Origin of the sequence: Pseudomonas sp. WHRI 8519 (assembly GCF_040224055.2) — a bacterium.
In the GTDB taxonomy this organism is placed as follows: Bacteria; Pseudomonadota; Gammaproteobacteria; order Pseudomonadales; family Pseudomonadaceae; genus Aquipseudomonas; species Aquipseudomonas putida_X.
In genome coordinates this window covers 941256-955317 of record NZ_CP167996.1, presented here as the reverse complement: position 1 = coordinate 955317, position 14062 = coordinate 941256, and the positions used below count along the sequence as shown (strand labels likewise).

15 protein-coding genes are annotated in these 14062 nt (G+C 61.2%); 3 read left to right on the top strand and 12 right to left on the bottom strand.

Going from position 1 to position 14062, the window contains the following annotated elements:
* Window positions 1-4 precede the first annotated feature (4 nt).
* Together ABRP30_RS04365 and ABRP30_RS04360 are read right to left on the bottom strand one after the other, a co-directional pair.
* Complete coding sequence (locus tag ABRP30_RS04365; RefSeq protein ID WP_267821102.1) at window positions 5-1183, bottom strand: amino acid ABC transporter permease; 1179 nt, start codon at window positions 1181-1183, stop codon at window positions 5-7.
* Window positions 1184-1250: 67 nt separating this feature from the next.
* Window positions 1251-2279 carry an amino acid ABC transporter substrate-binding protein gene (locus tag ABRP30_RS04360; RefSeq protein ID WP_267821100.1) on the bottom strand — a complete coding sequence of 343 codons (1029 nt, stop codon included), beginning with the start codon at window positions 2277-2279 and terminating at the stop codon, window positions 1251-1253.
* 330 nt (window positions 2280-2609) lie between these two features.
* On the opposite strand from ABRP30_RS04360, the gene ABRP30_RS04355 reads away from it, so the two are divergent.
* Window positions 2610-3266, top strand: coding sequence for an alpha/beta hydrolase (locus tag ABRP30_RS04355; RefSeq protein ID WP_241806634.1), 657 nt, complete (start codon window positions 2610-2612; stop codon window positions 3264-3266).
* Between the two features lie 100 nt (window positions 3267-3366).
* The gene (gene rhlB / locus ABRP30_RS04350) at window positions 3367-4818 is read left to right on the top strand and encodes an ATP-dependent RNA helicase RhlB (protein ID WP_241806633.1); all 1452 of its coding nucleotides are present in this window, start codon (window positions 3367-3369) and stop codon (window positions 4816-4818) included.
* 279 nt (window positions 4819-5097) lie between these two features.
* Here the strand turns inward: rhlB and moaE are convergent, their stop codons facing one another.
* The 5 genes from moaE to ABRP30_RS04325 form a co-directional block, all read right to left on the bottom strand.
* Window positions 5098-5544, bottom strand: coding sequence for a molybdopterin synthase catalytic subunit MoaE (gene moaE, locus ABRP30_RS04345; protein WP_241806632.1), 447 nt, complete (start codon window positions 5542-5544; stop codon window positions 5098-5100).
* A gap of 2 nt (window positions 5545-5546) precedes the next feature.
* Window positions 5547-5792 carry a molybdopterin converting factor subunit 1 gene (moaD, locus tag ABRP30_RS04340; protein ID WP_241806631.1) on the bottom strand — a complete coding sequence of 82 codons (246 nt, stop codon included), beginning with the start codon at window positions 5790-5792 and terminating at the stop codon, window positions 5547-5549.
* A complete protein-coding gene (gene moaC / locus ABRP30_RS04335) occupies window positions 5792-6262 on the bottom strand; it encodes a cyclic pyranopterin monophosphate synthase MoaC (protein ID WP_267821095.1) in 471 nt (156 codons plus the stop codon). Before moaC ends, moaD begins: the two co-directional genes overlap by 1 nt.
* 95 nt (window positions 6263-6357) lie before the next feature.
* On the bottom strand, window positions 6358-7752 hold the full coding sequence (locus tag ABRP30_RS04330) for a PhoH family protein (protein WP_241806629.1): 1395 nt from the start codon (window positions 7750-7752) through the stop codon (window positions 6358-6360).
* 281 nt (window positions 7753-8033) lie between these two features.
* Window positions 8034-9161, bottom strand: a complete 1128-nt coding sequence (locus tag ABRP30_RS04325) for a polysaccharide deacetylase family protein (protein WP_349976344.1) — start codon at window positions 9159-9161, stop codon at window positions 8034-8036.
* A gap of 136 nt (window positions 9162-9297) precedes the next feature.
* Here ABRP30_RS04325 and yaaA point away from each other — a divergent pair, with 136 nt between their 5' ends.
* Complete coding sequence (gene yaaA / locus ABRP30_RS04320) at window positions 9298-10077, top strand: peroxide stress protein YaaA (protein WP_349976345.1); 780 nt, start codon at window positions 9298-9300, stop codon at window positions 10075-10077.
* 123 nt (window positions 10078-10200) lie between these two features.
* On the opposite strand, the gene ABRP30_RS04315 is transcribed toward yaaA, so the two are convergent.
* The 5 genes from ABRP30_RS04315 to ABRP30_RS04295 form a co-directional block, all read right to left on the bottom strand.
* Window positions 10201-10605, bottom strand: coding sequence for a hypothetical protein (locus tag ABRP30_RS04315; protein WP_372490403.1), 405 nt, complete (start codon window positions 10603-10605; stop codon window positions 10201-10203).
* Window positions 10598-11731: an ABC transporter permease gene (locus ABRP30_RS04310; RefSeq protein WP_267821089.1), complete on the bottom strand. Its 1134-nt coding sequence runs from the start codon at window positions 11729-11731 to the stop codon at window positions 10598-10600. Before ABRP30_RS04310 ends, ABRP30_RS04315 begins: the two co-directional genes overlap by 8 nt.
* Before the next feature lie 28 nt (window positions 11732-11759).
* On the bottom strand, window positions 11760-12425 hold the full coding sequence (locus ABRP30_RS04305) for an ABC transporter ATP-binding protein (RefSeq protein WP_267821087.1): 666 nt from the start codon (window positions 12423-12425) through the stop codon (window positions 11760-11762).
* On the bottom strand, window positions 12422-13216 hold the full coding sequence (locus ABRP30_RS04300) for a hypothetical protein (protein WP_267821084.1): 795 nt from the start codon (window positions 13214-13216) through the stop codon (window positions 12422-12424). Before ABRP30_RS04300 ends, ABRP30_RS04305 begins: the two co-directional genes overlap by 4 nt.
* A gap of 114 nt (window positions 13217-13330) precedes the next feature.
* Window positions 13331-13771, bottom strand: a complete 441-nt coding sequence (locus tag ABRP30_RS04295) for a hypothetical protein (protein WP_267821082.1) — start codon at window positions 13769-13771, stop codon at window positions 13331-13333.
* Window positions 13772-14062: the final 291 nt, after the last annotated feature.

Below are 14062 nucleotides of genomic sequence, written 5' to 3'. Positions count from 1 at the left end.
ATCCTCACCGCTCGATCAGCGCAATGCGCTTGTTGTACCAGTTCATCAGCAGCGAAATGCTGATGCTGATGGCGAGATAGACACTCATGGTGATGGCGATCACCTCGATGGCCTGGCCGGTCTGGTTGAGTACGGTACCGGCGAACAGCGAGACCATCTCTGGGTAGCCGATACCTGCCGCCAGCGACGAGTTCTTCGCCAGGTTCAGGTACTGGCTGGTCAGCGGTGGAATGATCACCCGCAGTGCCTGGGGGATGATCACCTTGCGCAGCGTCGGGCCTTCGCGCAGCCCGAGCGAACGGGCGGCTTCGGTCTGGCCATGGCTGACCGAACGGATGCCCGAGCGTACGATTTCGGCGATGAACGCGGCGGTGTAGATGGTCAGCGCCAAGGTCAGCGCAAGCAGTTCCGGAATCAGGACCCAGCCACCAACGAAGTTGAAACCTTTGAGCTGCGGGACTTCCCAATGCACAGGGCTGCCGAACAGCACCGCACACAGGCCTGGGATCACCAGGAACAGGGCAAGCCCTGCCCAGAACTTGTGGAACGGTTCGCCGGTTTCGTTGAAGCGTTTGTTGGCGTAACGCACCATCGCCATGATTGCCACGATCGCCAGCACCAGGGCAGCGACGAATGGCCAGAAGCCTTCGGCCATGGTGGCGCCGGGCATGTTCAGGCCACGGTTGCTGATGAAGAACGCATCGTCGAAGCTGATGCTGCCCCGTGGCCCCGGCAGGGTCAGAAACACGGCGAAATACCAGAACAGGATCTGCAGCAGCGGCGGGATGTTGCGGAATGTCTCGACGTACACCGTCGCCAGCTTATTGATCATCCAGTTCGGTGACAGGCGCGCCACACCGATGATGAACCCCAGGATCGTTGCCAGAATGACGCCGATGAAGGTGACCAGCAGGGTATTGAGCAAGCCGATCACGAACACGCGTGCATAGCTGTCGGACTCCACGTAGGGAATCAGATGCTGGGCGATGCCAAAGCCGGCACTGCGGTCGAGGAAGTCGAAACCGGAAGTGATGCCCCGGTGTTGCAGGTTGGTCTGCGTGTTGTGGAACAGGTACCAGCCCAGACCCACCACGAAGATGATCGTGAGAATCTGGAACAACCACGCGCGCACACGTGGATCGCTCAGGGTCAGCCCCTTTTGTGCGCCGATTTGATTTTGCATGAAGTGCCCCGGACAGTAGGGATTCGAACAGCCTGCGGCGGCGGAATGCCGCCGCAGGGTGCAGCCATCAGCGCACAGGTGGCGCGTACTGGATGCCGCCGTTGTTCCACAGGGCGTTCATGCCACGGTCGATCTTCAGGTCAGTGCTCTGGCCCAGGTTCTTCTCGAACACCTCGCCATAGTTACCCACTTGCTTGACGATCTGTACTACCCAGTCCTTGGGCAGCTTCAGGTCCTTGCCGTACTCACCGTCAGCGCCGAGCAAGCGGGCTGTGTCCGGGTTCTTGGTACCTTTGGCTTCAGCCTCGACATTCTTCGAGGTGACGCCAGCCTCTTCGGCGTTGAGCATGGCGAACAGGGTCCACTTGACGATGCTGAACCACTCCTCGTCGCCCTTGCGTACCACCGGGCCCAGCGGCTCCTTGGAGATGGTTTCCGGCAGCACCACGTAGTCGGTCGGGCCGGCCAGCTTGGAACGCTGGGCGAACAGCTGCGACTTGTCCGAGGTCAGCACGTCGCAACGGCCAGACTCCAGCGATTTGGCGCTTTCGTCGGAGGTATCGAAGGTGATCGGGGTGTACTTCAGGCCGTTGGCGCGGAAGTAGTCGGAGACGTTCAGCTCAGTGGTGGTACCTGCCTGGATGCAGATGGTCGCGCCATCGAGCTCCTTGGCACTGGAAACACCCAGCTTCTTGTTGACCAAAAAGCCAACGCCGTCATAGTAAGTGACGCCGGTGAACACCAGGCCCATGCCGGCATCGCGCGAGCTGGTCCAGGTGGTGTTGCGCGACAACACATCGACTTCGCCGGACTGCAGCGCAGTGAAGCGTTCCTTGGCGTTGAGCTGGCTGAACTTGACCTTGGTGGCATCGCCGAACACGGCGGCGGCCACGGCGCGGCAGACATCGGCGTCGATACCGATGATCTTGCCCTGCGCATCAGGAACCGAGAAGCCTGGAAGACCGTCGCTCACGCCACACTGGACGAAGCCCTTCTTCTTGACCGCATCGAGGGTGGCGCCGGCCTGGGCATTGCTCACGGCGCCCAGCGCGGCGGCAGCGGTGAGGACTGCCAGGGTGGTTTTCAACATCTTCATTCACAACCTCCAAATCGCTCTTGTTGTACGAGCCGGAATTGCACCGCACCCTTATGAGGCGCATCCGACCCTTGTTGGCTTGTTATTGGGTCAATGGCGCAATGGGCTGTTCTATGACAGCCTTCGCGTGTCAAGGGTGTTACCGTACCGGCCCGACCCTTGCATCGCAGGTTTAATAGCAAGGGGCGTACCATAGTTGGCGGCTAAAGCGTTTAAGCGCTCGTCAAGTAGGGAAAGTTGTATCGTTGCGACATTCTTTTTCCGACAATCATTTCCAGCGCCTTCTTTTTGCGCATGCCTTCATACGATTCGCACACTTTCGGAGCAGTCATGACCCACCCGTTGATTCTCGAACCCCAGAAAACCGCAGATGCCTGTGTGATCTGGTTGCACGGCCTGGGCGCCGACCGTTACGACTTCCTACCGGTTGCCGAATTCATGCAGGAACGTCTGCTGAGCACGCGGTTCGTCATGCCCCAGGCGCCGACCCGGCCAGTCACCATCAACGGCGGCTATGCCATGCCCAGCTGGTACGACATCAAGGCCATGACCCCGGCCCGCGCCATCGACGAAGCGCAGCTGGAAGAATCGGCCGACCAGATCATTGCCCTTATCGAAGCCGAGCGGGCCAAAGGCATCGACCTGACGCGGATCATCCTGGCCGGTTTCTCCCAGGGGGGCGCGGTCGTGCTGCACACCGCCTATATAAAGTGGCAAGAAGCGCTGGGCGGTGTGATCGCACTGTCGACCTACGCACCGACCTTCAACGACACCCATCAGCTGAGCGCCTGTCAGCAGCGCACCCCGGCCCTGTGCCTGCATGGGGTGCACGACCCGGTGGTGATCCCGTCCATGGGCCGCACCGCTTTCGAGTACCTGAACACCTGGGGCGTGGCCGCACGCTGGCAGGAATACCCAATGGAGCACGAGGTGGTGGTGGCAGAGCTGAGCGATATCCACGACTGGCTGAGCACGCAACTGCAATAGTCAGGCTCTCTTGTAGTTGTGGGCGCATTCCGCTACGCCGCGCCCAGATCTTGCATTACACTGCCCGGCGTACATTCCTTAATCAGTTGATGAGACGATCGTGCTCAAGGCACTCAAGAAAATATTCGGCAAGGGAGACGCGGCACCTCAGGCCGTCGCTCCTGCTGCCAGCATCACGCCGCCTGCGGCGCACGTAGCTCAGCCCGAGCCGCAGCCCTCCACGCCGCGCACCGAAGCCGCCGCCAAGGCTCCATTGCCTGTCGCCGCGGCCAAAGCCGAGCCGCCGGCCAAGGACAAGCCCCGCCGCGAACGCAAGCCCAAACCCCAGGCCAGCCTCTGGAAGCCTGAAGACTTCGTGGTCGAACCACAGGAAGGCAAGACCCGCTTCCACGATTTCAAGCTCTCCAACGAGCTGATGCACGCCATCCATGACCTGGGCTTTCCTTACTGCACGCCGATCCAGGCCCAGGTATTGGGTTACACCCTGCGCGGCCAGGACGCCATCGGCCGCGCGCAGACCGGCACCGGCAAGACCGCCGCGTTCCTCATCTCGATCATCTCCCAGCTGCAGCAGACCCCGCCGCCCAAAGAGCGCTACATGGGCGAGCCGCGTGCGCTGATCATCGCGCCTACCCGCGAGCTGGTGGTACAGATCGCCAAGGACGCCGCCGCGCTGACCAAATACACCGGCCTGAACGTCATGACTTTCGTCGGCGGCATGGACTTCGACAAGCAGCTCAAGGCGCTGGAAGCACGCCACTGCGACATCCTGGTGGCCACCCCTGGCCGCCTGCTGGACTTCAACCAGCGCGGCGATGTGCATCTGGACATGGTCGAGGTGATGGTGCTGGACGAAGCCGACCGTATGCTCGACATGGGCTTCATCCCGCAGGTGCGGCAGATCATCCGCCAGACCCCACCCAAGAGCGAGCGCCAGACCCTGCTGTTCTCTGCCACCTTCACCGACGACGTGATGAACCTGGCCAAGCAGTGGACCACCAACCCTGCGATCGTCGAGATCGAGCCGGAGAATGTCGCCAGCGAAACCGTCGAACAGCACGTCTACGCGGTGGCGGGCAGCGACAAGTACAAACTGTTGTACAACCTGGTGACCCAGAACAAGTGGGAGCGGGTGATGGTGTTCGCCAACCGCAAGGACGAAGTGCGGCGTATCGAGGAGAAACTGGTACGCGACGGTATCAATGCCGCCCAGCTGTCGGGCGACGTGCCGCAGCACAAGCGCATACGTACCCTGGAAAGCTTCCGCGAAGGCCGGATCACCGTGCTGGTGGCCACCGACGTGGCGGGGCGTGGCATTCACATCGACGGCATCAGCCATGTGATCAACTTCACCCTGCCGGAAGATCCGGATGACTATGTGCACCGCATCGGCCGTACGGGCCGTGCCGGCACCAATGGTGTGTCGATCAGCTTTGCCGGTGAGGACGATTCATATCAGTTGCCGGCGATCGAGACGCTGCTGGGGCGCAAGATCAAATGCGAGATGCCGCCGGACGAACTGCTCAAGCCGGTGCCGCGCAAGCATCATTGATGGGTGCTGACAAAGCCGGCTTGCGGGCGATGGGCCGCAAAGCGGATCTAGATGCTCGCTAGTCCCGTCGAGCGCGCTCGGGCTATTACAGGTCTGCTATGGGGCTGCTGCGCAGCCCATCGCCGGCAAGCCGGCTCCCACCACGACCGCGCGGTTCTTCAGGCCTACGCTGTACCTGTGGCAGCAACTGTCTTGCTCAACTTCTAAAAGTTGGCGCAATCCAAGTGGGAGCCGGCTTGCCGGCGATCCGGGGCGAAGCCCCGGCCAATCGATCAGGCCTTACCAGCGCCCCGCCGCGTCCTGATCACTTTGCCGGCCTTCGACCCACCGCGGCCCCTCCTGGGTATTTTCCTTCTTCCAGAACGGCGCACGGGTCTTCAGGTAATCCATGATGAAATTGCAGGCATCGAATGCCGCCTGCCGATGGGCACTGGCCACACCGACGAACACGATCGGCTCCCCAGGCTCCAGCGCACCGATGCGATGCAGCACTTCAACCTTCAGCAACGGCCAGCGCTGCTCGGCCTCGACCACGATCTTCGCCAACGCCTTCTCGGTCATGCCAGGGTAATGCTCCAGGAACATCCCAGCCACGTCCCGGCCATCATTGAAATCGCGCACGTAACCGACGAACCCGACCACCGCGCCCACGCCGACATTGGCGGCATGCATGGCATTGACCTCAGCCCCGGGGTCGAACGCACCGTCCTGCACTCGCACAGCCATGCTCAGCCTCCGGTCACCGGTGGGAAGAACGCCACCTCATCGCCCGCTTCCAGCGGCTCATCGAGCTTGCACAGCTCCTCGTTGCGCGCGCACATCAGGTTTTGCTCGGCCAGGACCTGGTACTGCCCACCCTTGGCCACCAAGGCTTGACGTACATCGTCGAGCACCTTGAAGTCACCTTCCAGGCGCTCGGCATCCACCCCGAGCAATTCGCGGTAGCGGGCGAAATACATCACTTTGATGTTCATCACACATCCGCCTTGTAGTGGCCGCTCTTTCCGCCGAGCTTCTCCAGCAAGCGCACCTGCTCGATCACCATGCCCTTGTCCACCGCCTTGCACATATCGTAGATCGTCAGTGCGGCAACGCTGGCCGCGGTCAGCGCTTCCATTTCCACGCCGGTCTGCCCGGCCAGCTTGCAGCGTGCGAGGATACGCACCGCATCCACGCCCTCGGCGCTCAGCTCGACCTTGACGCTGGTGAGCATCAGCGGGTGACACAACGGGATCAGGTCGCTGGTCTTCTTCGCTGCCTGAATCCCGGCGATACGCGCCACGGCGAACACATCGCCCTTGGGATGCTCACCCTCGACGATCATCTGCAAGGTCTGCGGCAACATCCGCACGCGCGCCTCAGCGGTGGCCTCGCGCTCGGTCACGGCCTTTTCAGTGACGTCGACCATGTTGGCCCGCCCCTGGGAATCAAGATGTGTCAGCACTGCTCTGCTCCTGTGAAGGGAACACAGAGTGTAAACCTGTGGGTCAGGTTTGAGCAGTGGAAAAAACCGGGCGGCGCACCGCCCGGTTCGAGAGGCTACAGATGCGACTCGGCGTACTCGGCCAGCACCGAGCGCGGTACACCTTGCAGGGTGATGTGCACACCGTGGGGGAAGTCCTTGAAACGCTCGGTCAGGTAGGTCAGGCCCGAACTGGTCGCGGACAGGTAGGGGGTGTCGATCTGCGCCAGGTTGCCCAGGCAGACCACCTTGGAACCGGAACCGGCACGGGTGATGATGGTTTTCATCTGGTGCGGCGTCAGGTTCTGGCACTCGTCGATCAGGATCAGGCTCTGCTGGAAGCTGCGACCCCGGATGTAGTTCAGTGATTTGAACTGCAGGGGGACCCGCTCGAGGATGTATTCGACACTGCCGTGGGTGCTTTCATCATCCATGTGCAACGCTTCGAGGTTGTCGGTGATCGCGCCCAGCCAAGGCTCCATCTTCTCGGCTTCGGTGCCCGGCAAAAAGCCGATTTCCTGGTCCAGCCCCTGCACGCTGCGGGTGGCGATGATCCGGCGGTAACGTTTGCTGACCATGGTCTGCTCGATGGCCGCCGCCAACGCCAGGATGGTTTTGCCAGAGCCGGCGGCGCCGGTCAGGTTGACCAGGTGGATATCCGGGTCGAGCAGCGCGAACAGCGCCAGACTTTGATGGATATCCCGCGGCTTGAGGCCCCAGGCCTCCTGGTGCAGCAGTGGCTCCTGGTGCAGGTCGAGCAGCAGCAGCTCATCGTTGCGGATGCCCTTGATCCAACCCACGAACCCCTGCTCATCGATGATGAACTCGTTGACATGCACCGCCGGCAGGTTGTCGATCAGTTGCACGCGATGCCAGGTTCGTCCCCGCTCCTGACGGGTATCGACCTTGCTGACACGGTCCCAGAACGAACCGGTGACCGAGTGGTAGCCCTTGGAAAGTAGCGAAACGTCATCGACCAGCTGGTCGGTACTGTAATCTTCGGCCGCGATGCCACAGGCCCGCGCCTTGAGGCGCATGTTGATGTCTTTGGTGACCAGCACCACGTCCAGGTCGGCACGTTTGGCCCGTAGTTCCAGCAACTGGTTGATGATGATGTTGTCGTTGAGGTTCTCCGGCAGCAGCCGGTTGGGTTCGCTGCGGGGGCTCATCAGGATCGATAGAAAGCCCTTTGGCCCGCCCTTGCCACGTTGGATCGGCACGCCCTGCTCGACATCGTTGGGCGATGCGTCACCGAGGGTCTGGTCGATCAGGCGGATGGCCTGGCGACATTCGGCGGCGATGGTGTGTTTCCCTGTCTTGAGCTTGTCGAGTTCCTCCAGCACCGTCATCGGCAGGGCGACGTGGTGCTCCTCGAAGTTGAGAAGTGCGTTGGGGTCGTGAATCAGGACGTTGGTATCGAGCACATAGAGGATTGGCTTGCTGGAGGAAGGGTTGCGTCCTTGGTCATCCATACTCGGTCACCTTATGTCGAAGCCACACGGCGCGGTCTGCTGCGCCGCAAAGTGACTGCCGTTCTTCCCGTATCCGCGTCGCTACGGGCGGGAAGTGAACCTGGCAAGGTGGGCTTGGATGACGCCACCTGTGCTGCAGGAATCGGCTGTCTGGTTTCTTCATACCGCAAAAAGCATGACTAAAAAAAGCATTTTTACGTGTTGGTGAAGTTTATTTTTCCGAATGACGAACAGGACTTGGCGATGGACCCATACGGGACTACAGTCAGAAGTCAGACCCGTTATTCCTGATAGCCGTATTCACGGCAATCCTCCCAGCCAATGCCGCTTTGCGCGGTGTTTTCCAGTAACCATTGCACCGCCGGCTGCGCCTTGGGCAGGCTGTCATGGAACTGGATCACCCCCTTGCGCCACAGCAGCATCAAGGTCACCACCCGCTGGGCCGAGGCTTGGGCTGTCAACGGGCCATCATCCTGCGCATCGATATCCCACAGCGACACCCGCAACTGCTGGCTGGCCATGAATGCCTCGCCATCGGCCCGGCGCTGACCATAGGGCGGGCGGAACAACGGCACGTACTGCTCAGGCAGGTCGGCCTGGATCCGCGCCTGGCTGCGCCTGAGCGAATCCTGCCAGCCGTTCCACTGGGCATGCGAGCGATACTCCCACCCCTGAAGCCCCACGCACTGGCCATCATAGAGCTGCCCCAGCGCATTGGCCGTTCCAGCGTCACGCCGCTGCTGCAGGCGGTTGCCCAATACAAAGAAGGTGCCCTGCATCTTCTGTTTGCGCAGGTAATCGGTCAGCGTGTCGGTCGTGCTGCCCTGGGGGCCGGGCCCGCCCACGAAGGTCAGCAGGAACATGCGGTCGTTAAGCTCATCGCCGCTGCGCTCACGGTTGGACAGGCGTTCGACCTCGCTGGTGATCTGCGGCAACAGCGCCGCCTTGCGCAGTTGCTCATCCAGGTAGCGCACATGGAACTGGTGGCTAGGCTCGACCCAGCCTGTATAGAAGGTGCCGACATCGGCGGCGAACGTCGCAGCCTTCGTGCGCAAATCGGCCATGGACTCCACCAGGTAGCAGAACGAGGCATCCTGCTCGCAGCTGCGTTGGGCTTGCTGGTAGCCCTGCCACAGCCGCTGCCACATGCGCGCCCGCAGCGCCCGCACCTTTTGCAGGTTGATCTGCCGCAAACCCAGGCGCGCGGCCAGCGCCCGGTCGTCGAGCAGCTCACTTTCGTGCAGCACCTGGGCAAACGACAGGATCTCGGCGCGCGAGGCGACATCGAACAACGCTGGCGTGTCCAACTGTTCGGGCCACAGGCTGCGGTCCAGGCTGGCGGGGGGAATAGGGGCGGCGTGGGCGGCCAGGCTCAAGAGTGAGGCCAGCAAGACACCGGCAATGCGCACGATCGATCTCTCCGTCACAGCGAAAGGCGCACTATAGCGCCTGCTCATCCGATGGTCTGTGACTATTGTCGCCATAGTTTGGCGTTCCCCTGCTTCAATCCGTAGAATCCCGGCAACGATTCCAGGAGCCGACCCGATGCTGACGGTGATTTCCCCCGCCAAGACCCTCGATTACGACACCCCTGCGGTGACCGAGCGTTTTACCCTGCCCCAGTACCTGGACGATTCTCAGGAGCTGATCGTGCAACTGCGTGAGCTGTCACCGGCACAGATCAGCGAGCTGATGCACCTGTCGGACAAACTCGCCGGCCTCAACGCCGCTCGCTTTGGCAGTTGGACGCCAGACTTCACGCCGGAAAACGCCAAGCAGGCCCTGCTGGCCTTCAAGGGCGATGTGTATACCGGGCTGGACGCCGAAACCCTGAGCGAAGACGACTTCACCTACGCCCAGCAGCACCTGCGCATGCTCTCCGGCCTGTACGGCCTGCTGCGTCCGCTCGACCTGATGCAGCCTTACCGCCTGGAAATGGGGACCAAGCTGGCCAATGCCCGTGGCAAGGACCTGTATGCCTTCTGGGGCACGCGTATCAGCCAATGGCTGAACCAGGCGCTGGCCGAGCAGGGTGATGACCTGCTGTTGAACCTGGCCAGCAACGAGTACTTCAGCGCGGTGAAACGCAGCGCCCTCCAAGGCCGGGTAATCAACGTCGACTTCAAGGACCTGAAGAACGGCCAGTACAAGATCATCAGTTTCTACGCCAAAAAAGCCCGTGGCATGATGAGCCGCTTCGTGATCCAGGAGCGGGTCAACGACCCCCAGCAGCTCAAGCAGTTCGACGTACAGGGCTACTACTACAGCGCCGAACAGTCCAAGCCTGATCACCTGGTGTTCTTGCGCGACCATCCGGCCGAGTGAGTGCCTGCCCCACCGCCAGGCACCTGATCCCTGAAGCAGTGACCGATGAAGGGGCCGCACAGCGGCCCTTTTACGGCATGCGCACATAACCCGCCGACAGCCCCAGCACCTCGACCCCCTGCGCTACCGCCCTACCAGCGGTAACCGGCACCTTGCGCCCCTGCAGATCCCCCCTAGCCCGGTAAACCACGTAAGCCTGCCCCGCCTCATCCACCTGACATCACTGTTGCGATTGCCAAAGGTACGCGCCTTGAATGAGAGCTGTGGGGCATAGTGATCACGCGCCACGCGCAGGTCGAATTTCTGCGCGATGCGCTCAAGGTAAGCACTGCGGATGGCGCGGTTGTCCCGCAGGGCCAAGGCAACCGCATCGGCTAGCTCCAGCGATACCTCGGCCTCCCCGCTGGCCGCCCATGCAGTGGCCGACACCGCAAAGGCCTGGCCCGCACGAGACGGCTGCAGGGCATCTGCCGCCAGTACGGCTCCGCCCAGCAGCGCCAGGCACAGAAACACAGGCCACCTAGTCATCGCGCAATGCCAATACAGGTTGCAGGTGTGCCGCAGCCAGCGCCGGTTGCAAGCCAAAGAACAGGCCGAGCGACAACGCGCTGCCCATGCCCAGCCCTATCGATGACGCATCCAGCGCATAGCGCCAGCCTGACAGCAAGGCAAAGCCCCAACTGGCGGCCAGTCCCACCAGCGTGCCGAGCAACGCTCCGCCCCCTGCCAGCAACAGCGCTTCGAGCAGGAACAACCAGGCAATATCGCGGGTGCGTGCCCCCAGCGCCATGCGCACGCTGATCTCGCGACGGCGCTGCGCTACGCTCATCAGCATCACATTCATCACCCCAACCCCACCCAACAGCAATGCAATACCTGCAAAGCCGGCGAGCACCCACGTGAGCATCCGTGACTGGTTGGCCATCCCTTCGAGCAACTGCTGTGGCAGCTGCACATCGACCTCGTACCCAGGTAGTCGCGAAGCCAGATAATCAGTCAGCGGTTGTGCCGTGTCCGGCAACACGGCGACAGCATGGCCGCGTGCAAGCACCGTCCCCACCTCCGGCACAGCGCCCAGGCGGCGCATGCGCGGCAATGGCATCAACAGCGCATCGTCGACCTGTATTGGCAGCATCGGGTTGTAGCCCCGATGCGCAAGCACGCCAACCACCTCGAACAGGTAGCGGCCGGACTGCAGTCGGTCGCCCACGCGTGCACCCAGTTGCCGGGCCAGCGTGGCCCCCAGCAACACGTGAGTGGTGTCATCGTCGTAGGCGGACAACAAGCGGCCCTGACTGGCTTGCAAGTCCAGTACCTGCGCCAGTTGCAGCGTGCTTGCAGCGACCAGCGTCTCATGGCGCTTGCTCGCCAATTGCACTGTGGCCACAGAAACCAGCAAAGGCGCAGCCGCGCGAATGGACGCTGGCAATGCAGACAGGTCCAGGGCCACCGGCGGAACAACTTCAGCAGGGCATTGTAGGTTGGCGACCAGCAGATCACTGCCCATGCCTCGATACAGCTGCCGAGCATGTTGCGTGGCGCTGTGGCCGATATTGAGCAAGGCCACCAGCGCCGCGCAGCCCACCGCGATGCCGATAAGCGTCAGCCAGGCACGGGGGCCTGCCTGCCGCAAGCTGGCCAACGCCTCGCTCAAACGCTGTGGCCACGAAGGGCCTTAGGCCTCAGGCATCAAAGGCCCCGCCATGGCGCACCTCGATGCAACGCTCCATGCGCTGCGCCATGGCAGGGTCGTGGGTGACCATCAGCAAGGTCACGCCCCGCTCACGATTGAGTGCCAGCAACAGCGCTGCAATACCCTCGGCCGTGGCGCCATCGAGATTACCGGTCGGCTCATCGGCCAGCAGCACCGCAGGCTCTGTCACCAGCGCCCGGGCGATGGCGACCCGTTGCCGCTGGCCACCGGACAAGTCGGCTGGCAGAAGCTGCGCCCGCTGACCTAGCCCGACTTCCTCCAGTTGCTGCTGCGCCGCCAGGCGTGCCGCTACCCGCCCGATGCCCCGGTAACTCAATGGCAAAGCGACGTTGTCCAGCGCAGTCAGGCGCGGCAGCAGGTTGAAGCTCTGGAAGATGAAGCCCAGCAGGCGATTACGCATGATTGCCCGCTGGTCGGCGGTGGCTGCGGTCATGTCCCGGCCAGCCAGCACTATCTGGCCACGGCAAGGCTGGTCGAGCAGGCCGATCAGGTTGAGCAAGGTACTTTTGCCCGAGCCGGAAGGGCCGATGATGGCGCAGGTCTGGCCGCGGGGGATAGACAAAGAGACATCTTGCAGCACTGGTTGGCAGCCCTGAATGCGCGCGATACCGTTCACGCAAACTATCGGGTTCATGCCTTGGCCCCCCCATTCTCACCCTGAAAAGCAGCGTCGCTCTGCGAGTCGAGTGCTTTCGCTTGATCGCTTCGTGCAGATTTCCACTCCTTTGCCAACATGTCGATCAACGAAGTATCAAACTCCGGCTGCGGCACTTCATGCTGCGACAACTGCATCATGATATCGGCCTCATAGTTTCCATATTCGGCGACTTCAATGGGCGGTAGAGCATTATAAAAGTCCAGAATCTCATGCAACCCTTCATCAATTCGGCCCGTTCGCTGATACTCAGCATTCATCTTGCCGCTTATTGATTGTGCCCACTGGTTATGCTGGTCTGTTTTTTCGAACATTGCAGCGCGTCGCTCACTCACCGTGAAAGCCCCGCTTTCGTCGTAAATGATCAGGCTTAGCTGCTCGCGACTAAAACCCTTGAATGGGTTGCTACCTTTGCCACTTGCAAAATCATTGGCTTGGCGCGCACGCGCCAGCAACTCATCATTATCCGAATCCGGTAGCTGTGAATCATAAAAGTCTTTTGCCAAAGAATATGACAGCCCTGCCAACCTATCAAGAATGCTGGCTGCAAGGTCTGCCAGCTCACTACGGGAGAGCTGGCTATCACGCAACGCCGCACGCTCGGCAGCAGCACTCAACTGTTTAGCCAGGCTCGAGATTTTTTCTTCGCCATTGCCCGTTTCGCTGTCTATTTTCTGCGCGTCTACAAGGCCAGATTCCTCTACACGCCTGACAGTTAGAGCCGTGCCAACCTGGCTTTTATATACCCCACGACCACTGACGCCATCCATATACATAACTCCTGGTGCTGATGCAGCACCCGCCTTTCGCACAAATACTCCAACTACACTTCGCCGGCGCATACCGGCAAAGTGCAGACTTTGAGAGGCAGACTGGAACGCCACTCACCTCATCGTGAATTCGACTTTCCATGAGAAGTCAGCGGAGGTACTCGTAATATTCGCCGTGCACGTTGCCCCGCCACTTGGCGTTGCGGTTTTGGTCCACTGGGGCTGTTTTATTCCACCCGGTAGCATGCGCATCTGAAAAGTGGTGCCAAAAGCGCACGTCTTGCTGCCGATGGTGTAGCGCACCATCGCACCATTTACGTCCGGGCTTACCAACCGCTGCACGCGCATGAAGGTGGAAGATGAGGCTGAAATCGTATTGGAGGGTTTAGGGTTGGCGATCTGATAGGTACTGGTCTCATTTGAGGTCACCAGTTTCATGACCGCGGGCTGAGCACCGAGGTTTTTGATGGTCACTTCTACGGGCGGCCCCGCCTGCACCAGGCCGGCAGCAAGCAGCGAAACGATGGCAAGCACAATCTGCGATGTCTTTTTCATAAGCGTGATCTCGTCTCTTCCATGTGATTAAGGATGAGACGCCCCTGATGGCCAGTGGCCCCAGGCTGCCCAAGACGCTCCGTCGTTCATGGACAGCGCCTGAAAGGTGCGTCCAAGGGTGTTAACGACCCGCTGGGGCAAAACCTTAGCTTTTGCATGGCTTTGAGTATTTCTGAATGTGATCCCGCACCACCCTGAGGCATGAATCACAAAGCCATCACGCCAACAAACCAGCGTCAAAAAACGGACGAATAAGCCGTTATCGCCAACCGTCATAAGCCCGCTCGTACT